This window comes from Microbacterium phosphatis (assembly GCF_049177115.1).
In the GTDB taxonomy this organism is placed as follows: domain Bacteria; phylum Actinomycetota; class Actinomycetes; order Actinomycetales; family Microbacteriaceae; genus Microbacterium; species Microbacterium phosphatis.
The window spans coordinates 2,271,782-2,293,592 of the sequence record NZ_CP185370.1 but is presented as its reverse complement, the minus strand read 5'-3'; the positions used below and the strand labels follow the sequence as shown (position 1 = coordinate 2,293,592).

18 protein-coding genes are annotated in these 21,811 nt (G+C 70.3%); 10 read left to right on the top strand and 8 right to left on the bottom strand.

Annotated features, from left to right (window positions below):
• Positions 1 to 31 precede the first annotated feature (31 nt).
• Genes ACOKGD_RS10895 through ACOKGD_RS10880 form a run of 4 tightly spaced genes read left to right on the top strand, consistent with a single transcriptional unit; the run spans position 32 to position 5,210 of the window.
• Complete coding sequence (locus ACOKGD_RS10895) at positions 32 to 1,174, top strand: hypothetical protein (RefSeq protein WP_342337344.1); 1,143 nt, start codon at positions 32 to 34, stop codon at positions 1,172 to 1,174.
• Positions 1,175 to 1,216: 42 nt separating this feature from the next.
• Positions 1,217 to 2,284 carry a non-hydrolyzing UDP-N-acetylglucosamine 2-epimerase gene (wecB, locus tag ACOKGD_RS10890; RefSeq protein ID WP_342337343.1) on the top strand — a complete coding sequence of 356 codons (1,068 nt, stop codon included), beginning with the start codon at positions 1,217 to 1,219 and terminating at the stop codon, positions 2,282 to 2,284.
• 59 nt (positions 2,285 to 2,343) lie between these two features.
• Positions 2,344 to 3,858, top strand: coding sequence for a cell wall-binding repeat-containing protein (locus ACOKGD_RS10885; protein WP_342337342.1), 1,515 nt, complete (start codon positions 2,344 to 2,346; stop codon positions 3,856 to 3,858).
• Positions 3,859 to 3,914: 56 nt separating this feature from the next.
• On the top strand, positions 3,915 to 5,210 hold the full coding sequence (locus tag ACOKGD_RS10880; protein ID WP_342337341.1) for a nucleotide sugar dehydrogenase: 1,296 nt from the start codon (positions 3,915 to 3,917) through the stop codon (positions 5,208 to 5,210).
• Positions 5,211 to 5,296: 86 nt separating this feature from the next.
• Here ACOKGD_RS10880 and ACOKGD_RS10875 read toward each other — a convergent pair whose 3' ends face one another.
• The gene (locus ACOKGD_RS10875; protein WP_342337340.1) at positions 5,297 to 6,598 is read right to left on the bottom strand and encodes a UDP-glucose dehydrogenase family protein; all 1,302 of its coding nucleotides are present in this window, start codon (positions 6,596 to 6,598) and stop codon (positions 5,297 to 5,299) included.
• A 128-nt stretch (positions 6,599 to 6,726) separates the two neighbouring features.
• Between ACOKGD_RS10875 and ACOKGD_RS10870 the strand changes: the two genes are divergently transcribed.
• Entirely contained in the window at positions 6,727 to 8,853 is a 2,127-nt protein-coding gene (locus ACOKGD_RS10870; protein ID WP_342337339.1) for a cell wall-binding repeat-containing protein, read from the top strand.
• A gap of 39 nt (positions 8,854 to 8,892) precedes the next feature.
• Here ACOKGD_RS10870 and ACOKGD_RS10865 read toward each other — a convergent pair whose 3' ends face one another.
• The 3 genes from ACOKGD_RS10865 to rfbA are packed head-to-tail and all read right to left on the bottom strand — an operon-like array spanning position 8,893 to position 12,177.
• Positions 8,893 to 10,302, bottom strand: coding sequence for a bifunctional dTDP-4-dehydrorhamnose 3,5-epimerase family protein/NAD(P)-dependent oxidoreductase (locus ACOKGD_RS10865; protein ID WP_342337338.1), 1,410 nt, complete (start codon positions 10,300 to 10,302; stop codon positions 8,893 to 8,895).
• 7 nt (positions 10,303 to 10,309) lie between these two features.
• Complete coding sequence (gene rfbB / locus ACOKGD_RS10860; protein ID WP_342337337.1) at positions 10,310 to 11,308, bottom strand: dTDP-glucose 4,6-dehydratase; 999 nt, start codon at positions 11,306 to 11,308, stop codon at positions 10,310 to 10,312.
• Complete coding sequence (gene rfbA / locus ACOKGD_RS10855) at positions 11,308 to 12,177, bottom strand: glucose-1-phosphate thymidylyltransferase RfbA (RefSeq protein ID WP_342337336.1); 870 nt, start codon at positions 12,175 to 12,177, stop codon at positions 11,308 to 11,310. The genes rfbB and rfbA overlap by 1 nt, the downstream gene beginning before the upstream one ends.
• A gap of 86 nt (positions 12,178 to 12,263) precedes the next feature.
• On the opposite strand from rfbA, the gene ACOKGD_RS10850 reads away from it, so the two are divergent.
• Positions 12,264 to 14,429: a hypothetical protein gene (locus ACOKGD_RS10850; protein WP_342337335.1), complete on the top strand. Its 2,166-nt coding sequence runs from the start codon at positions 12,264 to 12,266 to the stop codon at positions 14,427 to 14,429.
• A gap of 6 nt (positions 14,430 to 14,435) precedes the next feature.
• Here the strand turns inward: ACOKGD_RS10850 and ACOKGD_RS10845 are convergent, their stop codons facing one another.
• From ACOKGD_RS10845 to ACOKGD_RS10830, 4 genes are read right to left on the bottom strand one after another with little or no spacing between them, the layout of a single operon-like run.
• Positions 14,436 to 15,365, bottom strand: coding sequence for an NAD-dependent epimerase/dehydratase family protein (locus ACOKGD_RS10845; protein ID WP_342337334.1), 930 nt, complete (start codon positions 15,363 to 15,365; stop codon positions 14,436 to 14,438).
• Positions 15,362 to 16,381, bottom strand: a complete 1,020-nt coding sequence (locus tag ACOKGD_RS10840; protein WP_342337333.1) for a glycosyltransferase — start codon at positions 16,379 to 16,381, stop codon at positions 15,362 to 15,364. Before ACOKGD_RS10840 ends, ACOKGD_RS10845 begins: the two co-directional genes overlap by 4 nt.
• On the bottom strand, positions 16,378 to 17,223 hold the full coding sequence (locus ACOKGD_RS10835; protein ID WP_342337332.1) for a glycosyltransferase family 2 protein: 846 nt from the start codon (positions 17,221 to 17,223) through the stop codon (positions 16,378 to 16,380). The genes ACOKGD_RS10840 and ACOKGD_RS10835 overlap by 4 nt, the downstream gene beginning before the upstream one ends.
• The gene (locus ACOKGD_RS10830; protein ID WP_342337331.1) at positions 17,220 to 17,738 is read right to left on the bottom strand and encodes a GtrA family protein; all 519 of its coding nucleotides are present in this window, start codon (positions 17,736 to 17,738) and stop codon (positions 17,220 to 17,222) included. Before ACOKGD_RS10830 ends, ACOKGD_RS10835 begins: the two co-directional genes overlap by 4 nt.
• 94 nt (positions 17,739 to 17,832) lie before the next feature.
• Here ACOKGD_RS10830 and glf point away from each other — a divergent pair, with 94 nt between their 5' ends.
• From glf to ACOKGD_RS10810, 4 genes are all read left to right on the top strand, one after another.
• On the top strand, positions 17,833 to 18,972 hold the full coding sequence (glf, locus tag ACOKGD_RS10825) for a UDP-galactopyranose mutase (protein WP_342337330.1): 1,140 nt from the start codon (positions 17,833 to 17,835) through the stop codon (positions 18,970 to 18,972).
• A gap of 16 nt (positions 18,973 to 18,988) precedes the next feature.
• On the top strand, positions 18,989 to 19,801 hold the full coding sequence (locus tag ACOKGD_RS10820; RefSeq protein ID WP_342337329.1) for an ABC transporter permease: 813 nt from the start codon (positions 18,989 to 18,991) through the stop codon (positions 19,799 to 19,801).
• Complete coding sequence (locus ACOKGD_RS10815; RefSeq protein ID WP_342337328.1) at positions 19,801 to 20,550, top strand: ABC transporter ATP-binding protein; 750 nt, start codon at positions 19,801 to 19,803, stop codon at positions 20,548 to 20,550. Before ACOKGD_RS10820 ends, ACOKGD_RS10815 begins: the two co-directional genes overlap by 1 nt.
• Before the next feature lie 155 nt (positions 20,551 to 20,705).
• Entirely contained in the window at positions 20,706 to 21,794 is a 1,089-nt protein-coding gene (locus ACOKGD_RS10810) for a hypothetical protein (protein ID WP_342337327.1), read from the top strand.
• The last annotated feature ends 17 nt before the right edge of the window (positions 21,795 to 21,811 follow it).

The following is a 21,811-nucleotide window of genomic DNA, read 5'->3' as shown; positions in this document are numbered from 1 at the left end:
AGCGGCGGGCGCCTGCGTAGACTGTGTTCCCGTGTCGCGCGCCCGGATCCTCTGCATCTCGCTGTCGCCCATCGAGCGCGATGCGCGGGTACTGCGCCAGCTGAGCGTGCTCACCGAGTTCGGTGACGTCACGACCGTCGGCTACGGCGAGACCCCGCCCGGGGTGGCACGGCACGTGCGGGTGCCCGATGACAGGCTCTCGCTGCCCCAGACGCCCTTCGGCGTGCTGCGACTCGGACTGCTCGCGCATCGCTCGGTCGAGCTCGCCGCCCCCGGCGTCGCCTTCGCGCACCGGGCGCTGGCGGGGGAGAGCTTCGACCTCGTCGTCGCGAACGACGCCCGGGTGCTGGCGCTCGCCTTCGAGCTCGCAGGCGATGCCCCGGTGTGGGCCGACATGCACGAGTGGGCTCCCGAGGAGCGCACCCACGTGCTCGCGTGGAAGCTGCTCGTGGCTCCCTTCATGGTGCACCTGTGCCGTCGATACCTGCCTCGCGCCGCGGCCGTGACGACCGTCGGCGGGGAGATCGCGAAGCTCTACGAGCGCGACTTCGGGGTGCGCCCCGAGGTGATGCGCAACGCCGCGCCGTTCGCCGACCTCGAGCCCACCGCCGTGCCGGATGACCGGATCCGGCTCGTGCACTCGGGAGGAGCCGTGCACGGCCGCAACCTCGAGCTGATGATCGACGCGGTGAAGCGGCTCGACGAGCGCTTCACCCTGGACCTTTACCTGGTGCCCGCGGCGGACGGCGGGAAGTACCTCGGCGAGCTGCGAGCCCGCGCGGGCGGTGACGAGCGCATCCGCTTCAACGACCCGGTGGCGCCCGGCGACCTTCCCCGCACGCTCAACGCGTATGACGTGGGCGTCTTCTGGATCCCGCCGGTGCACACCAACGCGCGCCTCACCCTGCCGAACAAGCTGTTCGACTACGTGCAGGCCCGCCTCGCCGTCGCGATCGGCCCCACGGTCGAGATGGTGAGCGTGCTGAAGGAGCACGACCTCGGTGTCGTGGCGCGCGACTTCACCGTCGAGGCGAGCGCCGCCAGCCTCGAGACGCTCACCGCCGCCGACGTCGCCCGATACAAGGCCAACGCGCACGCCTCGGCCAGGGCGCTGAGCTTCGATCACGAGCGCGACGTCGCCCGCGGCATCCTCCGCCGCCTGCTCGGCGCCTGAGACGCACGGGGCCCGCGCGGGGCCCACGTAGACTCGGCGAACGTGAAGATCGTCAGCGTCGTGGGCGCCCGCCCCCAGTTCGTCAAGCTCGCTCCGATCGACAAGGCGGCGCGTGCCGCCGGCGTCGAGCACGTCATCGTGCACACCGGTCAGCACTACGACCCGATGCTCTCGGACGTCTTCTTCACCGAGCTCGGGATCTCGGCGCCCGACGTGCATCTGGGGGTCGGATCCGGATCCCACGGCGTGCAGACCGGCGCCATGCTCGGCGCGCTCGACGCGGTCTTCGACGAGCACCGCCCGGACTGGGTGCTCGTCTACGGCGACACGAATTCCACGATCGCGGCCGCGCTCAGCGCCGTGAAGATGCACATCCCGGTCGCGCACCTCGAGGCCGGCCTGCGCAGCTTCAACCGCCGGATGCCCGAGGAGCACAACCGCGTGATGACCGATCACGCCGCCGACCTGCTGCTCGCCCCGACCCAGGTCGCCGTCGACCATCTCGCCACCGAGGGTCTCGCGGCGCGCACCGTGCTCGTCGGCGACGTCATGACCGACGTGCTCTTCGAGCAGCGCGACGGTCTGCCCGAGGGCCCCTCGAGGCTCGCGCAGGAGCTCGGCCTCGAGCCCGGCTCGTTCTACGTCTCCACCATCCACCGCGCGGAGAGCACGGATGATCCGGCTCGCCTCGCCGAGATCGCCGGAGCCCTCGCCTCGCTCGACAAGCCGGTGATCCTGCTCGCGCACCCGCGTGTCGTCGCGAAGGCCGCCGCGCACGGCATCGACCTCGCGCAGGGCACCCTGCAGGTGCACGCCCCGCTCGCATACGCCGACCTGCTCGCGGCCGTGCTCGACAGCGCCGGTGTCGTCACCGACTCGGGCGGCCTGCAGAAGGAGGCCTTCCTGCTGCGGGTGCCCTGCACCACCGTGCGCACCGAGACGGAGTGGGTCGAGACGGTCCAGCTGGGCTGGAACGTGCTCGCGAACACCGCCGCCGAGATCACTGCCGGTGTCACCCGCGCCCGCCCCGCCGACACCGACGCCGCCCCGTACGGCGACGGCCACGCGGCCGAGCGCGTCGTCGCCGAGCTGCTGCGGCGCGCGGGATGAGGAAGGCGCGGCTGGGACAGTCGCGGGCGCAGGCACCGGCGCCGGTATATGGTCCACAGGTGAAACGAATCGTCGCGGCCGTCATGATCGCCGCTCTTGCGGTTCTCGGCATCGGCTCCCCGGCGTTCGCGGCGCTCCCCGGCGAGGTGACGAGGCTCGGCGGCGCCGACCGCTACGCCACCTCGGCGAAGATCTCCTGGAACTACGCCCCCAAGGTCCCTGTCGCCTATGTCGTCACCGGCACCTCGTTCGCGGATGCGCTGAGCGCCGCACCCGCCGCCGCGGCGCAGGGCGGTCCGCTGCTGCTCACGGGGACGAACGCGCTGCCCGCGGTCGTGGCCGATGAGCTGCGTCGGCTGAAGCCGCAGAAGATCGTTGTGGTGGGCGGCGTCGGCGCCGTGTCCGCGGCCGTCTACCAGCAACTCGCGGCGATCCAGCCGAACATCCGTCGCGATGCCGGCGCCGATCGCTATGCGACCTCGCGCATCGTCAACCTGCGCGCGTTCCCGAAGGGTGCGGCCGCGACCTACGTCGCCACCGGGCGCGCGTTCCCCGATGCCCTCAGCGCGTCGGCGGCGGCGGGCAGCCTCGGGGGCGCCGTGGTGCTGGTCGACGGCGCCAAGACCTCGATCGACGCGGCCACTCGCAGCCTCGTCAGCTCGCTCGGCTCGAAGCAGATCCGCGTCGTCGGCGGCACCGGAGCGGTCACCGCGGGCGTCGCCACCCAGCTGGGGGCGGTCGCCCCCGTCGTACGGCTCGCAGGTGCCGACCGGTACCTGACGTCGGTGGCGATCGGCAAGCACGCCTTCCCGACGGCGACCGAGGTGAGCTTCGCGGTCGGCACCGACTTCGCCGACGCGCTGTCGGGAGCGGCCTTCTCCGGTCGCCGCGAGGCCCCGCTTCTCGTGACGCCGCGTGCGTGCCTGCCGACCGCCACCCTCGACCTCGTCAAGAAGTGGCAGCCCGCGCACCGCTGGCTCTTCGGCGGCGCCGCTGTGCTGGGCGACGGCGTGCAGGACGGCACACCGTGCAGCGTCGGAAGCTCCGTGCCCGCCGTCACCGCCGCGCAGCAGAAGACCGCGCAGGCGATCCTCAGCACGGGGCGCATCACCGCCGGCGGCGAGCCGTACGAGCAGCTCCGCGCCTACGCCACCGGCGCGGTGCGCACGCACGTGATCAACGGCGCGGTCCGCGAATGCAGGATCGACCCGGCGATCCTCTCGGCCCTGCGCACAGCGGTGGTCGACCGCGGCTTCCGCCTCACCCTCTGGTCGATCAACCGCTTCTGCGTGGGCGATGCGACCTCGGGCATCGGCGAGAACAGCTATCACTACATGCGAGGCGGCGGTCACGCGATCGACATCCGCACCATCAACGGCGTCACGGCGACGGGAGGACGCACCCCCGAGGAGCGCGCGCTCATCTCCGTGCTGCTGTCCGCTCTGCCGGCGCCCGCGGGGCTCGGCCAGAGCAACTGCCGCGGAACGAGCCCGATCACGATGCCGTCCGGGTGGGTGCAGTTCCCCGACACGTGCGACCACATCCACCTCGAGTACCGCGGCATCACCTCGTAGGACGCGGGCGGAGGCGCACGGCAGCCGGGCTCTCAGCCCCGCCTAGGATGGAGACCATGCGCATCGCTGTCGTGGCCCTCGGAAAGATCGGCCTTCCTCTCGCCGTCCAGTTCGCCTCATCCGGTCACGACGTGATCGGCGTCGACGTCAACCAGAAGGCCGTCGACACGATCAACGCGGGCATCGAGCCGTTCCCGGGCGAGGCGGACCTGCAGGAGAAGCTGGCCGAGCTGATCCCCGCGGGCACGCTGAAGGCCACCACCGACTACGCCGAGGCCATTCCGGGTGCCGACGCGGTCGTCCTGGTCGCGCCGGTCTTCGTGAACGACGAGACGTGGGATCCCGACTTCCGGTACATGGATGCGGCGACGAAGTCGCTGGCCGAGCACCTCACCCCCGGCACCCTGGTGTCGTACGAGACCACGCTGCCGGTCGGCACGACCCGCACCCGCTGGAAGCCGATGCTCGAGGAGGGGTCGGGCCTCGTCGAGGGCGTCGACTTCCACGTCGTGTACTCGCCCGAGCGCGTTCTCACGGGCCGGGTGTTCGAGGACCTCCGCAAGTACCCCAAGCTCATCGGCGGCCTCTCGGAGGAGGGCAACCGACGTGCGCGCGAGTTCTACGAGGCCGTGCTGCAGTTCGACGAGCGCACCGATCTTCCGCGCGCCAACGGCGTCTGGGACCTGGGGTCGACCGAGGCCTCCGAGATGGCCAAGCTCGCCGAGACGACATACCGCGACGTGAACATCGGGCTCGCCAACCAGTTCGGCCTCTTCGCCGCGTCGCACGGCATCGACGTGTACAAGGTGATCGAGGCGTGCAACTCGCAGCCCTACAGCCACATCCACCGCCCCGGCATCGCTGTGGGTGGCCACTGCATCCCGGTGTACCCGCGTCTGTACCTGTCGACGGATCCGGATGCCGACATCGTGCGCGTCGCCCGTCAGTTGAACGCGTCCATGCCGGAGCGCCTCGTCGCCCAGGCGGAGGGCATCCTCGGCGATCTCACGGGGCGTCGCGCCGTGGTTCTCGGAGCGGCCTACCGCGGCGGCGTGAAGGAGACCGCCTTCTCGGGCGTCTTCCCGACCGTCGAGGCGCTGAAGGCGCGCGGCGCCAAGGTGCTCGTGCACGACACGATCTACTCGGACGACGAGCTGCGAGCCCTGGGCTTCGAGCCCTACACGCTCGGCGACGCCGCCGAGCTGGCGATCCTGCAGACTGACCACGCCGACTACAAGACCATCGCCCCGACCGACATCCCCGGCGTGAAGCTCCTGGTCGACGGCCGCAACGCCACGGACGCCGCCCTCTGGGCCGGCACCCCGCGCATCGTCGTCGGCACCGCCGGCTGACGATCGTCGCAGCAGAAAGGCCCCGGAGCGATCCGGGGCCTTTCGCGTCGACGGTGAGGATCAGCGCCGGCAGAAGCGCTCGAGGCTCAGCGACCCATGCCGGTGCAGGTCCAGCCCGCGGCGCGCCAGGCGGGGGGATCCAGCACGTTGCGTCCGTCGAAGATGACGGGGCGCGCGACTTTCGCGGCGGTGGCGACCGGATCGAGCCCGCGGTAGACGTTCCACTCGGTGACGAGGACAACGGCCTCCGCGCCCTCGAGTGCCTCGTCGAGGTCCTCGGTGTAGGTGAGCTGCGGGTGCAGCCGACGGGAGTTGGGGATGGCTTCGGGATCGTGCGACATCACCTCGGCGCCCAGCCCGTTCAGGCGCACCGCGATGTCGAGCGCGGGGGAGTCGCGCACGTCGTCGCTGAACGGTTTGAAGGCCAGCCCGAGCACGGCCACCCTGCGGCCGTGAACGATCCCGCCGAACGAGTCGACCACTCGATCCACCATGTGCTGGCGGCGGCGGAGGTTGATCTCGTCGACCTGCTTGAGGAACGCCACCGAGTCTCCCCGGCCGAGCTCCTCCGCGCGCGCTGCGAAGGCGCGGATGTCCTTGGGCAGGCAGCCTCCACCGAACCCCACTCCTGCGTTGAGGAACCGGCGTCCGATGCGTGTGTCGTGTCCGAGGGCGTCGGCGAGCTGGGTGACATCGCCCCCGACGACCTCGGCGATCTCGGCCATGGCGTTGATGAAGCTGATCTTCGTGGCCAGGAAGGAGTTGGCCGCGACCTTCACGAGCTCGGACGTCGCGTAGTCCGTCACGATCCGGGGGGTGTCGTGCGCGATGGCCGAGGCGTAGACCTCATCCAGAAGCGCAGCGTCCTGCTCTGCGGTCGCGGCGTCGAGTCCGTAGACGAGGCGGTCCGGTTCGATCGTGTCCTTCACGGCGTAGCCTTCGCGCAGGAACTCCGGGTTCCACGCCAGCCGCGCTCCGACGGCGCCGACGATCTTCGCCAGCCGCGCCGCCGTGCCCACGGGCACCGTCGACTTCCCGACGACCAGCGCGCCGTGCCTGAGATAGGGGAGCAGATCCGCGATCGCCTGATCGACATACGTGAGGTCGGCGCCCGTGCCGTCCTTGCGCTGGGGCGTGCCGACGCCGACGAAGTGCACATCGGCGGCCGCCGCTTCGGACGGATCCGTCGTGAATCGCAGGCGGCCCCGCGCCAGCCCGGCGGTGAGGAGTTCCGGCAGACCGGGTTCGAAGAAGGGGGTGCGCCCGGAGGACAGGAGGGCGATCTTCGCAGCGTCGGGATCGATGCCCACCACCTCATGCCCGAGCGAGGCCATCGCCGCCGCATGTACCGCACCGAGATACCCGCAGCCGAAGACACTGATCCTCACCGGCACATGGTGGCAAGGCGCGGTGAACGGGAGAGGACCACGAGATGGACGGAGCCGGCCAGCCATCCGGGTTCTGGAGGGTGGGAGCGGAGGTTTACAGACTATTGACATCTGTCACACTGATTGACATGCGTATCTCCCCCCGCGCGCAGTCGACCGCGCCCGCGTTCCGCCCGAGAGGCCGTTCGGCGCGGACCCTGCTGACGGTCGCCGCCACGGTCGCGCTGATCGCGGGGCTCCTGCCGGCGACGGCCGCGACCGCCGCGACGTCGCCTCCGACCCCCGAGGCGACGCCCACCGCGGTCCCCGAGCCCACGGAGACGCCGGGGGGCGAGGGCGCAGACGCAGAGCCTCAGCCCACCTCGACTCCCGCCGCCACCCCGAGCGCGACGCCGACCCCGAGCGCCTCGCCGGCTCCCGCGCCGGAGGTGAACTCCCCCGCCGAGGACGCGGCGCCCCCCGTCGCGAAGGTCTCGATGCAGCGCGATCAGGCTCCCGCCGAGGCTCCCGGCCTCGCGGAGAAGGACCTGGGCGGCGACGAGACGCTCGATGTCGCCGATCCGGGTGGCGCCCCCTATCCGGAGGCGGGGACGTCCGGCTCCGTGGACGGCGCCGCGGGCGCGCGGCTGAAGCTCGTCCGCCCCAAGGGAGCGATCGTTCAGGCCGCTCCCGTCGTCGGCTTCGTCGCGGGCGACATCATCAGCGATTCGGTGTTCGGAAACAGGGCTTCGATGTCCGAGAAGGGCATCAGGTCGTTCATCGACAGCAAGGTCGCCACCTGCCAGTCCGGCTACACCTGCCTCGAGATGTACCGCGAGACCACCCCCACCCGTGCGGCCGACGCGTACTGCAGCAGGTACGCCGGCGGGGCGAACGAAGACGCCGCACGGATCATCTACAAGGTCGCCCAGGCCTGCGGCGTCAACCCGCAGGTGCTGCTGGTCATGCTCCAGAAGGAGCAGGGACTCGTCACCCACGTCTGGCCGAGCACGTTCCGCTACACGATCGCCATGGGCATGGGCTGCCCCGACACCGCGGCGTGCGACAAGCTCTACTACGGGTTCTTCAACCAGGTCTACGGCGCCGCGCGCCAGATGCAGATCTACGGCAAGAGCAGCTACTTCACCTGGTACGCGCCCGGCGGCACCCGCAGCATCCGGTATCACCCGAATACCTCGTGCGGCTCGTCCGGCGTCTACGTGCAGAACAAGGCCACGGCCGGTCTGTACTACTACACGCCGTACCAGCCGAACGCCGCCTCGCTGGCGGCGGGCACCGGCACCGGCGACTCCTGCTCGTCTTACGGCAATCGCAACTTCTACAACTACTTCACGGTCTGGTTCGGTTCGCCGCGCACCCTCGCGACCTCGCGCATCTACGGCGCCGATCGATTCGAGACGTCTGCCAGGATCAGCGAGAAGTACAGCGCCGGAGTATCTGTCGCCTACGTCGCGAGCGGCGAGGGCTTCGCCGACGCGCTGAGCGCCGCACCCGCCGCCGCGAAGGCCGGCGGACCGCTTCTGCTGGTGGAGCCCAACCGCCTGCCGCAGTCGGTGCGCGATGCCCTGATCCGCCTGAAGCCCAAGAGGATCGTTGTGGTCGGAGGCACGGGGGCGGTCAACGCCGGCGTCTACGCGCTGCTGGCGAAGATCCAGCCCAACATCCGCCGTGACGCGGGAGCTGACCGCTATGCGACGTCCCGCATCGTGAACCAGCGGGCCTTCGGCGCCGGCGCCCCGGTCGCCTACGTGGCCACGGGCCAGGACTTCCCGGACGCACTGAGCGCCTCGGCGGCAGCCGGCGCGGCGGGGGCGCCCGTGGTGCTCGTGGACGGCACCCGGTCGGCCGCGGATTCCGCCACGGCCAAGCTGATCGGCGCGCTGAAGCCCAAGGAGATCCGCATCGCGGGCGGCCCGGGAGCCGTGTCCTCGGGAATCCAGGCGCAGTTCGCGAAGCTCGCACCCGTCAAGCGACTGGCAGGCGACGATCGCTACGACACCTCGACGGCCGTGAACCGCGGCATCTATTCGAAGGCCCCGGCCGTGGTGTTCGCAACCGGCGTCGACTACGCCGACGCTCTCGCCGGCGCCGCCTTCGCCGGGAGAGTGAAGCGTCCGCTGGTGCTCGCCGATTCGAACTGCATCTCGTCGTCGGCGTCCAGCGCGCTCGTCACGTGGGGAACCGGATCGCAGCTGCTCCTTGGCGGACCGGCTGTGCTGGGCCGCGGAGTGGTCGACCACGCCGTCTGTCGTTGACAACCGCCTCGCCTGAGGCGCCGCACTCTGCGGGGTGTGTCAGGCGAGGTAGGCGGTGAGGGATGTGTCCTGGTCGGCGGGTGCGAATCCGGTGGCCTGGATCTTGGTGAGGTCGAGCACGCTGTTCGCGGGGCGCGGGGCGATGCCGCTCTTGCCGGCGTAGTAGGCGTCGGTGCTGACGGGGGTGACTCGGGCGGGGTCGTGTCCGGTGAGCTCGAAGACCCGTGCGGCGATCTGCGCCCAGGTGCGGGGCTCGCCGGAGCCGGTGAGGTTGTAGACGCCGAATGGTGCGTGGGAGTCGATCAGGTGCCGGATGCCGCGGGCCAGGTCGGTGGTGAAGGTGAGGCGCCCGGTCTGGTCGTCGACCACGGTCGGGTTGATGCCGCGCTGGGCGAGGGATGCCATGGTGCGCACGAAGTTGTGGCCGTCGCCGATGACCCAGGAGGTGCGGACCACGTAGTGGCGGGGTGTGGTCTGCACGGCGGCGTCGGCGGCGGCTTTGGTCTGCGCGTAGACGCCCAGGGGGGAGACGGGGTCGTCTTCCCGGTAGGGGCGGGGGGCGGTGCCGTCGAAGACGTAGTCGGTGGAGACCTGCACGAGGGTGATGCCGTGGGCGGTGGCGATGCGGGCCAGGGCGGCGGGGCCGGTGACGTTGGCGGACCAGGCGTCGGTGCGTCCGGTGGGGGTCTCGGCCTCGTCGACGGCGGTGTAGGCGGCGGCGTTGATGATCACGCCGTAGTCGCGCCAGTGGCGCGCGGTGGGAAGGCCCGGGTCGGTGAGGTCGAGGTCGGCGCGGTCGGCGTAGTCGATGTGGGCGGCGTGGCCGTATTCGGCGGCGAGGGCGCGGCCGAGCTGCCCGCCGGCGCCGACGACGAGGACCTTGCGGGGCAGGATCGGGGTGGCGTCCTGCAGGCGCGGGTGCTCGCGGTCCTTGTCGGAGATCTCCGCTTCGGCCAGCGGGATGGGCCAGGCGATCGCGGCGGTGGGGTCGGCGAGGTTCACGAACGAGTACGACGCGTCGGGGGACCAGTGGTCGTTGACGAGGTAGGTGTAGGCGGTGGCGGGCTCGAGGGTCTGGAACCCGTTGGCGACGCCGCGGGGCACGAAGATCGCCTTGGACGGGTCGAGCTCGGCGGTGAACACCGTCCCGAACCCGGGGCCTTCACGCAGGTCCACCCACGCCCCGAACACACGCCCGGTGGCGACGGAGACCCACTTGTCCCACGGTTCGGCGTGCAGGCCCCGGGTGACGCCGGGTTCGGCGTTGAAGGAGATGTTGTTCTGCACGGGCCCGAAATCCGCCAGCCCCAGGGCCGTCATCTTCTCGCGCTGCCAGTTCTCCTTGAACCAGCCGCGCGCATCGCCGTGGACGGGCAGGTCGAACAACACCATGCCGTCGATGGGCGTGGGGGTGACCGCCAGCGACCCCGGTCCTGCGTTGGTCGTCATCCGGTGGTCACTGCCCCTTCGAGGCGTAGAAGGCCTCGGTGGCGTCCTTGGCCGGGGCCCACCACCCCTCATGGGCGCGGTACCAGTCGATGGTGGCGGCAAGGCCGGAGCGGAAGTCCTGGAACCGGGGGGCCCAACCGAGCTCGCGGCGCAGCTTGGTGGAGTCGATGGCGTAGCGCAGGTCGTGACCGGGGCGGTCGGTGACCAGGTCGTACGCGTCGCGGTCCTGTCCCATCAGCTCCAGGATCAGCTCGACGACGTCCTTGTTGTTCTGCTCCCCGTCGGCGCCGATCAGGTAGGTCTCCCCGATCCGGCCGGACTCGAGGATGGTGAGGACGGCGGAGGAGTGGTCATCGGCGTGGATCCAGTCGCGCACGTTCTCGCCGGTGCCGTACAGCTTGGGGCGGATGCCGCGGATCACGTTGGTGATCTGGCGGGGGATGAACTTCTCCACGTGCTGGTAGGGGCCGTAGTTGTTGGAGCAGTTGCTGATCGTCGCGCGCACCCCGAACGACCGCACCCACGCCCGCACCAGCAGGTCCGAGCCGGCCTTGGTGGAGGAGTACGGGGAGGAGGGGTTGTAGGGGGTGTTCTCGGTGAACCGCTCCGGATCATCCAGCTCCAGGTCGCCGTAGACCTCGTCGGTGGAGATGTGGTGCAGGCGCACGTCGTGACGGCGCGCGGCCTCCAGCAGCGTGTACGTGCCGATGATGTTGGTGTCCAGGAACGGCCGCGGGTCATCGAGGGAGTTGTCGTTGTGCGACTCGGCCGCGTAGTGCACCACCGCATCGGCGTCCCGGAACAGGGTGTCCACCAGCTCGGCATCGGCGATGTCGCCCTGCACGAACCTCACCCGATTCTCCGGCAGCCCCTCCAGGGAGGCGCGGTTCCCGGCATAGGTGAGCTTGTCCAGCACGGTCACGTGGTGGTCGGTGTGCTCCACGAGGTGGTGCACGAAGTTGGAGCCGATGAACCCGGCCCCACCGGTCACAACAAGATTCGACATCAGCGCCCACGCTCCAGCATCTCCAGCAGGTACGTCCCGTACCCGGACTTCACGAGCTTCCCCGCCCGCTCACGCAGCTGCTCATCGGTGAGGAACCCGGACCGCCACGCCACCTCCTCGGGCGCGCCGATCTTCAACCCCGTGCGGCGCTCCATCGTGCGCACATAGTCCGACGCGTCGGTCATCTGATCGAACGTGCCGGTGTCCAGCCACGCCGTGCCGCGGGGGAGGACCTCCACCTGCAGCTTCCCGCGCCGCAGGTACTCGGCGTTCACATCCGTGATCTCGTACTCCCCCCGCGCCGAGGGAGCCAGGTTCCGGGCGATCTCCACCACGTCGTTGTCGTAGAAGTACAGCCCCGGCACCGCGTAGTTCGACTTCGGGACGGCCGGCTTCTCCTCCAGGGAGATCGCCTTCCCCTCCCCGTCGAACTCCACCACACCGTACGCGGACGGCTCCGCCACCCAGTACGCGAACACCGCCCCGCCATCCACATCCGCATACCGCTTCAGCTGACTGCCCAGCCCCGGCCCGTACAGCAGGTTGTCCCCCAGGACCAGGGCGACCTTGTCCGAGCCGATGAAATCCGCCCCGATCGTGAACGCCTGCGCCAGCCCATCCGGCGACGGCTGCACCGCGAACGTGATCGACACCCCGAACTGCGACCCATCGCCCAGCAGCCGCTCGAACGCCGCCGCATCATGCGGGGTCGTGATGATCAGGATCTCCGTGATCCCCGCCAGCATCAGCGTCGACAACGGGTAATAGATCATCGGCTTGTCGAACACCGGGACGAGCTGCTTGGAGACGCCCAGGGTGATCGGATGCAGACGAGTGCCCGAACCACCGGCGAGGATGATGCCCTTCACCCGACCATTGTTGCAGTGCGCGGTCCTCCGGCGGGGAACGAGGTTCTCCGCGGGGTGCTGTCGGCGGGCGTTGATAGCCTCGGAGCGTGCAGAGTACCCGCCGGATCACCGATCGACCCCTCTTCTGGTATCTGGCATCGGTGCTCGCGGTGCTCGTCCACGCGGGGGCGCGGATCGTGCAGGAGCCGCGCTACTTCTTCTGGGATGACACGCAGCTCGGTGCCTTCGGCCAGTGGTACGCGCTCGGATCGCGGATCCTCGACGGCAGCGTCACGATCCTGAGCCCTGGCGCCTGGCAGGGCGGCAACTACCTCGCCGAGGGCCAGTGGGGGATCTGGAACCCCGTCGTCTGGCTGATCGCGCTGGGGACCCATGCGGGTCTCGGCGCGACCGTGTTCGCCACGGCGGTGAAGATCGTCTTCCTCGTCCTCCTGTGCACCGGCGCGTACCTGCTGGCGCGCTCGTACGGCGCGACGCCGTGGTGGGCCGCCATCGCGGGGTTCGTGGCGAGCACGAGCGGGCAGACCATGTTCATGGATGCGCCGTCCTGGGTGACGGGCCTGCAGAACCTCGCGCTGTTCTCGCTCGCCTGGTGGGCGCTGAAGCGTCATGTCGATGACGGTCGCAGCCCGATCCCGTTCTTCCTGTTCACCTACGTCCTGGTCACGTTCGGCTACGTGTTCGGCGTGATCGAGCTCGCCTTCCTGCTCCTCGCCTGGCTGGTGCTGGCGCTGACCCGTCGGCAGCGCCCGCAGGCGCTGCGCGTGCTGGTGCTCGGGGCCTACACGGCCCTCCTGGCGGCCTTCGTCTTCCTGCCGGGCCTGCTCACCGCGCCGGTGACGATCCGCAAGACCTCGTCGCTCACGAACGACCTCTATCTGGGCGTCGACCTCGGCGACCTCGCCACCTCGGCCATCCCGACGGCGCTGAGCTCGGTGCGCGGATACTGGGGCGACTTCCCGTACACCCCCATCCAGTACACCTCGTGGCTGCTTCCCCTGCTGGTGCTGTTCCCGCTCGTGGCGTGGCGCCGCTCGCTGCGCTCCCTCGCGATGCCGCTGATCATGCTCGGCCTGAGCCTGGCGATCGTGCTCGGCCCGAGCGTCATCGGGCCCCTGCGCTACCCGGTGCGCATGCTGCCGTACGCCGTGCTGCCGTTCGCGGTGATCCTCGCCGTGATGGCGTCGCGGCATCTGCCGGAGCGGGTCAGCCGGCCTCGTGTGATCGCGGCCGTGGTGCTGACCGCGCTCTCGGGCTGGTTCGCCTGGGCCGAGCACCCGCAGTCGTGGTCGGGGATCGCGATCGCCGTGGTCCTGCAGGCGGTGGCGATCGTCGTCGCGTTCCTGCCGCTGAAGGCGCTGGAGCGATGGCAGCGAAGCGCGAAGGTCGTCGCGGCCTTCCTGCTCTGCGCGTCGCTGGTCGTCCTCGCCCCGCAGATCCAGCGCCACCCCGGACCGCCGCTCGGCAACTTCAACGTGCCGTCGTCCGTGGCCGACATGAAGGCCGTGGCCGAGCCGATGGACCACGGGATCATGCTCGTCGGCGACGGCAACTGGCTGCGCGTGCATCCCGAGGCCTACGACGAGGCCCTCCTCGCGAACCTCTGGTACCTGACCGGGAAGGACGCATCCAGCGTCTACACCGTGCTGCTGTTCGAGTCGCTGTCGAGCCCGCTGTGCATCGAGATCCGCGGATGGACCTGCACCACCGCGCTCGAGCCGCTGTTCGAGGAGGACCCGGTCTCGATCGCCGACGACATGGCCCTCAACACCGTGGTGGTGCTCAAGTCGCCGGGCTTCGAGGACGAGCCTGATGTGCCCGCGGGATGGTCGGTGCAGTCGCGCGAGTACACCTGGCTGCTGACCCGCGACGAGCCGATGGATCGCGCCGGCGGCATCGCCCGCACGTCGCCCGGCGTCGAGGCGTCCGTCGTCTCGCGGGACGACCTCGGTGTCACCGTGCACGTCGACCAGGTCGGCGATGAGGGCGGGCAGATCGTCTTCAGCCGCCTGGCCTGGCCGGGCTACACGACGACCGGCGCGCGCCTGGGCGAGCCCGAGCGCGGGTTCCTGCTGACCCTCGACGTCGGGGCCTCGGACGAGGGGCACGACATCCGCGTCGAGTTCCGCCCGCCCGGATGGACCCTCGAGCTCGGATCGGCGATCACCGCCGGTGTGATCGCGCTGGGGTGGACCGTCTGGTTCGCCCTCGGGATCCGACGTCGTCGCGAGAAGGAGCCCGTCGCGTCCTGACGCGGCTCAGCGGGGGTTGGCGGCGCCGAAGAGCTGCGCCTGGAAGATGCGGCTCAGCCCCTCGGGGAGCGTGGTGCGCGCCAGGCCGTCGAGGTCGGGCCAGACGCGCGAGCGCACCCGCAGATCCAGCGACTGCCCCCGCGCGTCGCCTCCGCCGCCGAGCATGATGGTGCCGCGGCGGCGGCGCAGGCGGTTCAGCTCGCTGATCAGCGCGCCGATCGAGACGGCTCCGCCGCGCCCGACGATCTTCAGGGTCGTGGTGCCCGGCGCGGTGTCGGCCGCCCGGGTGGCCATCGCCGAGAGGATCCGGGCGGCGTCGTCCTCGTAGACGTAGTCGCGGAGGGTGTCGAGCGGCACGTAGATCGCGGCGGCCGTGTCGGTGAGGTGCGCGCGCACCAGCACCGAGATGAGGCCCTGGCCCTTGGACATGTCCTGGCCGGGGCCGTAGAGGTTCGTGATGCGGGCGATGGCGGCGCGCCAGCGCCCGGCCTCGGTCGCCTCGCGCAGGGCGGCCTCCATCGCGAGCTTGCCCTCGCCGTACGGGGAGCCCGGCGCCACCGGGGTCGCCTCGGTGAAGGGCGGCTCCAGCGCCGCGGCGTACGCGCCGCCCACGGAGGAGGCGAGGATCACCGTGACGCGGTCGCGGACGGCCTCGGGCAGCGCGCCGAGCGCGCCGAGGAAGCCGCGGAACACGTCCACCTCGACCATCACCCGCTCGATCGGCGTGGAGGTGACGGCCTTCCCGGCCGTCCAGAAGATCTCGAGCGGATCCGATCCGGAGGCGTCGACGAAGCGGGTCAGCGCCTCGGACAGCGCCGCGACGGCCGCGGCGGGATCGTCCCAGGGGACCGGCGCCGTGAACGGCTCGTCGGCGCGGGACCGTGCGACCGCGCGCCCGAGCAGGCCGCGGCCGATGATCCAGCGCCGGGGGGTCACTCTCGGGGAGCCGTCCTGACGGGCGTCGAGCGCTCGACGTGCGAGAGCGGGCCCGAGGACGGGTCGCGGACGATGAGGTACGAGGGCTTGCCCAGGGCGGTGCTCACGGCCACACCGAGGTACTCGGCGATGACGCCGAGCGCGACGAGCACCACGCCGATTCCGAGCAGCAGCACGACCATGAGCGACGTCCAGCCGGGCTCGTTCACGATGCCCACCGACCGTGCGACGAGGAGATAGATCGAGTACACGACGCCGATGAGGAACACGGTGGTGCCGGCGTACGTCACCAGACGCAGGCCCCGGGTGCCGGAGGTCAGCACCATGCGCCAGAAGTGCCCGAACAGGCGGCGGAACGAGTAACCCGAGCGGCGGTCGCCCTCCTCGCGCAGGGTCACCGGTGCGGTCCGGGTGCGCGCGGCGATCCAGGACAGCGCCACGTCGAGGTACACGCCCGTGCCGGCGTACGCGGCCACGCTGCGGCCGATCTCGCCCAGCACCAGGCGGAAGCTGTTGAACTCGCTGGCGCTGCCGCCCGAGAACACCGTCTCGAGGATGCGCTTGGACGCCTTCGAGGCGGCATTGCGGATCGCGCCGTGCGGCGGCCGGTTCAGCGGGCGGGCGTAGACCAGGTCGGCCTGCTCGTCGAGCGCGACATCCAGCATTCCGCCGATGTCGGTCGGGTCGTGCTGCCCGTCCTCGTCCATCGTGACCAGCCAGTCGCCGCCCGAGCTCGCCATGCCGGCGAGGGTCGCGGCGTGCTGGCCGAAGTTGCGGCTGAGCCAGACGGGGGAGACCCACTCGTGGGTATCGGCCAGGCGGCGGATCACCTCGGCCGAGCGGTCCGGGCCGCGGTCGTACGAGAGGATCACCTCGGTGACGCGGGCGAGACGCCCCCCGGGGGTCGCGAACGGCACGGTCATCGGCTCCAGCTCGGAGATCACCGCGTCCAGGGTGCGCTCACCCTGGTAGACGGGGATCACGACACTGATCCGATGGACGTAGGCGTCGGTCATCGCATCCTCCTCTTGAGTAGACGATAGGAGAGCCGCCGTGCCCGGGACATCAGGGCGGCGCGGAGATCTCCGATGCGGCGGTCGAGAGCCGACAAGTGCTCCGGGTGCGTCTCGCGCACCCAGGCGTGGTACTCGCGGGCCTCGGCGGCCTGACGCGAGGCGAGAGCGACGCTCCACTGCGCGTCGCTCATGCGGAACGTGGCGCCGACCTCGGGGTCGGGCACGAAGTCGCCCTCGAACAGCACACGCGTGTACGTGGACTGGTCGATGAAGTACGAGAAGCGGTCGTTCCAGCCGCCCGTGCGCGAGAGGACGTCGCGGCGCATCATCACGGAGGCCGGCTCGCCGAAGAGGTTCGAGCCCGCGCGCACCGCGCGGCGCACGGCCTCGGCGCCGGGCATGCGCCGTCCGAGCCCGCGCAGACCCCACGCGGGCAGCAGCACCGCCCCGGACGCGTCGATGAGGTCGCGGCGGCAGGCGGTCATGACGGCGCCGGTGGTGTCGAGGAGCTCGACCTGGCGCGCCAGCACACCCGGGCGCAGCACGTCGTCGCCGCACACGAGCTTCAGGTAGGTGCCGCGCGCCGCCTCGGTCACCCGGTTCCAGTTGCGCCCGGCGCCGCCGCCTGCCTCGGTCTCGAGCAGGGTGACGCGCGGGTCGTCCGCGAACGAGCGCATCACCTCGAGCGTGTCGTCGGCGGACGCGTGGTCGGCGACGATCACCTCCATCCCCGCCACGTCCTGATCCAGGATCGAGCGGAGCGTCTCGGCGAGCGTGCGCGCGTTGTTGTAGGCGGGGACGACGACGCTCAGCGTCGGCGTGCGGGGCGTGGGGGAGGTCATGACCCCTCCTTCCGGCGGAACGAGAAGCGGCTGTGGCCGACGTAGCTGATCAGCGCGATCACGAAGGTGAAGAGGAACTGGGCCAGGATCGGGTCCATCCCGAGCCCCAGCTTGAGGGTCGGCACCACAAGCTGGTTGAGCAGGAACGACGACAGGTAGACGAGCTGGAACCGCCAGAAGTCGAGCCACAGGTGCCCGTGCACGCGGAAGACGAGCTTCCGGTACAGCACGAACGCGGAGATGGTGCTGAACAGGTGCGCGCACGTGATCGTGAGGAAGATGTGCCAGCCCCCGTCGGGCCAGATCCGCTCGAACAGCACCGAGAAGAGGATGAACCAGACGAAGCCGATCCCCGTGTTCAGGCCGCCGACGACCAGGAACGCGACGCGGCGGTCCTTGATCAGTCTCAGCAGGGGGCCGGCCTCGGCGGTGCCGCCGCCGATCGCCTGCTCAGCGCCGCCGGGGAGGTCTGGGTCCCGGGCGGGCTCGGTCTCGGGGTTCTCAGGCGCGCTCATGCGCTCATCAGACTACCAATGGCGCCTGGATAGGATGGGGCGTCGCCGCTCAGGCCGCGGCGGACCTGTTCCCCATGTGAAGGCGTGTACACGTATGGATCTGCTTGTCGTCGGCTCCGGTTTCTTCGGACTCACCATCGCGGAGCGCGCGGCGAACGCCGGCCGCAAGGTGACCGTCATCGACCGCCGCCACCACATCGGCGGCAACGCGTACAGCGAGAACGAGCCGATCACCGGCATCGAGGTGCACCGCTACGGCGCGCACCTGTTCCACACCTCGAACGCGACGGTGTGGGAGTACGTCAACCGGTTCACGACCTTCACGAACTACGTGCACCGCGTCTACTCGACGCACAACGACCAGGTGTTCTCGCTCCCGGTGAACCTGCACACCATCAACCAGTTCTTCGGCAAGGCGCTCACGCCCGACGAGGCCCGCGCGCTGGTGCGCGAGCAGGCCGGCGAGTACGACGTGGCCACGGCCCAGAACTTCGTCGAGAAGGGTGTGGCGCTCGTCGGGCGCCCCCTGTTCGACGCGTTCTTCTCGCACTACACCGCCAAGCAGTGGCAGACCGAGCCCGAGAAGCTGTCGGCCGACATCATCAGCCGCCTGCCCGTGCGCTACAACTACGACAACCGCTACTTCAACGACACGTGGGAGGGCCTGCCGACCGACGGCTACACCGCGTGGATCGAGCGCATGGCCGACCACCCGAACATCGACGTGAAGCTGAACGTCGACTTCTTCGACGAGTCGCAGCCGCTGAACAAGAAGGCGCTCGTCGGCCAGGTGCCGATCGTCTACACGGGCCCCGTCGACCGCTACTTCGACTACGCCGAGGGCGAGCTGTCGTGGCGCACGCTGGACTTCGAGGAGGAGGTCCTGAGCGTCGGCGACTTCCAGGGCACCTCCGTCATGAACTACCCCGACCCCGACGTGCCGTACACGCGCATCCACGAGTTCAAGCACTTCCACCCGGAGCGCAAGGATCTCTACCCGACCGACAAGACGGTCATCATGCGCGAGTTCTCGCGCTTCGCCACCCGCGACGACGAGCCGTACTACCCCGTCAACTCGACCGATGACCGCTCGGGTCTGCTCGCCTACCGCGAGCTGCAGAAGGGCGAGAAGGACGTGCACTTCGGCGGACGCCTCGGCACGTACCAGTACCTCGACATGCACATGGCCATCGGGTCGGCGCTGTCGCTGTGGAACAACCACCTCAACGGCTGAGCGGGGCGAACCTGCCATGACGGGCCACGCCGACACGGGCAGTCACACGATCGGAGCCCCGGGGACACCCCGGCGGTACCTCCACTCGCTGTGGCTGCTCTCTGCGCGCGATCTGAAGGTCCGCTATGCCACCAGCTGGCTGGGGTACCTGTGGTCGGTGCTGGATCCGCTCGTCATGAGCGGCATCTACTGGTTCGTCTTCACGGTCGTCTTCCATCGCGACTCCGTGGGCGAGGAGCCGTACATCGTCTTCCTCATCTCCGGACTGCTCGCCTGGGTCTGGTTCAACGCCGCCGTGACCGATTTCACCCGCGCGTTCAACAAGGACGCGAAGCTCGTGCGCTCCACCGCGATCCCGCGCTCGATCTGGGTGAACCGGATCGTGCTGAGCAAGGGACTCGAGTTCCTGTTCGCGTTGCCGGTCCTTGTGCTGTTCGCGGTGTTCGCCGGCGCCGAGGTGAACTGGGCCATCCTGCTCTTTCCGCTCGGTGTGCTGCTGCAGGCCGTGCTTCTGGTGGGCCTCGGGCTCCTGGTCGCGCCGCTGTGCGTGCTGTTCACCGACCTCGAGCGCACCACGCGTCTGATCCTGCGCGCGCTCTTCTACGGGTCGCCCGTGATCTACGGCCTTGCCGACCTGCCGGGCGGGCTGACCTCCGTGATGGCCTTCAACCCGCTGGCGGGGATCTTCACGCTGTATCGCGTCGGCTTCTTCCCCGAGACGTGGGATCCGTCCGCCGTGCTCGTCTCGGCGGCCATGTGCCTGGTGTTCCTGGCGCTCGGGGCCCTGATGTTCCGCAGGCTCGAGCGTCCGCTGCTGAAGGAGCTGTGATGGAGGCGCTGACCGACGAGACCGCTATCGAGGTGGCGGGACTCGGCGTGCGCTTCCGCCGCAATCGCCGCGGCCGTCGCAGCATCAAGGATCTCTTCGCAGACGCCTCGCGGCGCACGCGCCCTGGGGAGTTCTGGGCGCTGCGCGATGTCTCCTTCCGTGTTCGCCCGGGCGAGTCGATCGGCGTGGTCGGACGCAACGGACAGGGCAAGTCGACGCTTCTGAAACTGGTAGCCGGGGTGCTGCTGCCCGACGAGGGCAGCGTGCAGGTCAACGCGGGGGTGGCGCCGCTGATCGAGCTCACGGGAGGCTTCGTCGGCGACCTCACCGTGCGTGAGAACGTCCGCCTCACCGCCGGGCTGCATGGCATGTCGAAGGCCGAGGTGGCACGTCGCTACGACGGCATCATCGCCTTCGCCGAACTCGAGGAGTTCCAGGAGACGCCCTACAAGCACCTGTCCAACGGCATGAAGGTGCGCCTGGCGTTCTCCGTGGTCTCGCAGCTGGACGAGCCGATCCTCCTCGTGGACGAGGTGCTCGCCGTGGGCGACCGCGCATTCCGCGCGAAGTGCTATCGCAGGATCGACGAGCTGCTGGCCGAGGGACGGACGCTGTTCTTCGTCAGTCACAACGAGAGGGACCTGCGTCGTTTCTGCACGCGCGGCCTCTACATCCGGGATCATGCGCTGGTGCTGGACGGGCCGATCGGCGAGGTCATCGACAGGTACAACGCCGACAATCCGACCTGATCGGACAGTGATGTCCGCCTTCGGGGCGGTCTTCCTGTACGTTGTCTGGGAGCGCGCAGGGGGAGGAGTTCCCGCTCCTCATCCCGACCCTGGCGCGTCCGTCCTTCCCTGGAGCCCTCTACGCAATGAAGCTATTCGGTCCGTCGCGCGCGAAGATGCCCGCGACAAGGCCGGCGTCTCCGACGCCCGCCGCGCCCGCCGCCGGTCCCCTCACCACGGCGTCCCAGCCCCTGTACCTCGTCTCCGCCGCCGGCGTCCCGAACTACGGCGAGGAGCTGATCACCCGGGCGTGGCTCGACTACCTCGCGCTGCGCCACCCCGAGCGCGAGGTGTGGCTCGACTGCCCGCACCCCGGCCGCGCGGCGCACCTGTTCCGCTCGACGCATCCGCGGCTGCGCACCACCGACACCCTCTGGGAGCTCGTGCGCGGCGGGGACGGCCTCGACGCGGAGGCCGCCGCGGACCGGATCGGGCGCCTTGTCCGCGACCTCGGCTCGCCCTGGTTCGACAACGGGCTGCTGCAGCTGCGCAAGGTGGGCTCGATCCACCTCGTGGGCGGTCCGCATCTGACCGACCAGCCCGGGCTGCTCTCGGCCGCACGGGCCGTGCACGAGGCGTTCGGGGTGCGGGTGATCGCCACGGGCATCGACCTCCCCGCTGACCTCGACGCCTTCGCCGAGGTCGAACCCGCCGAGACGGCGCTGGATGACGCCTACCTCGCCCTCGCGCTCAAGCGCCCCCTGTTCGACCGCCGGCCCACCTGCGACCGCGTTGTGCTCATCGAGGGCGACCGCGCGGAGTGGGACGACGCGACGATCACCGCCACCATCGACGGGTTCGCCGCCGGCATCTCGCCCGCGAGCGTCGCCTTCGTCGAGGCGCTTGCCCCCGAGGATCATCGCTTCCGCGGCGTCGCGCGTCCGGATGCGCGCTTCCACCCGTTCGGCGAGCTCTGGGCCGACGGGCTCCCGGCCCGCGCGGGCCAGCGCTGGGTGGCATCACGCGCCCACGTCCACCTGCTCGCTGCCGCGGCCGGCGCCATGGGGTTCGTGGTCATCGGCGATGGCGGCGAGGACGACGTCGCCAACCGCCGCCTGCTGGAGCAGGGCACCGGCTGGGTGCCCGTCGCGCCGGGCGACGTGATCCGCTCGGAGGACGCCTCGATGGACACCTCGTTCCCCGACAAGGCGAAGCAGTTCGGGGCGCGCAAGCGCGCGCTCGCCGACCGGCTCTACCCGCTCTGACCCGCACGCGAAAGGCC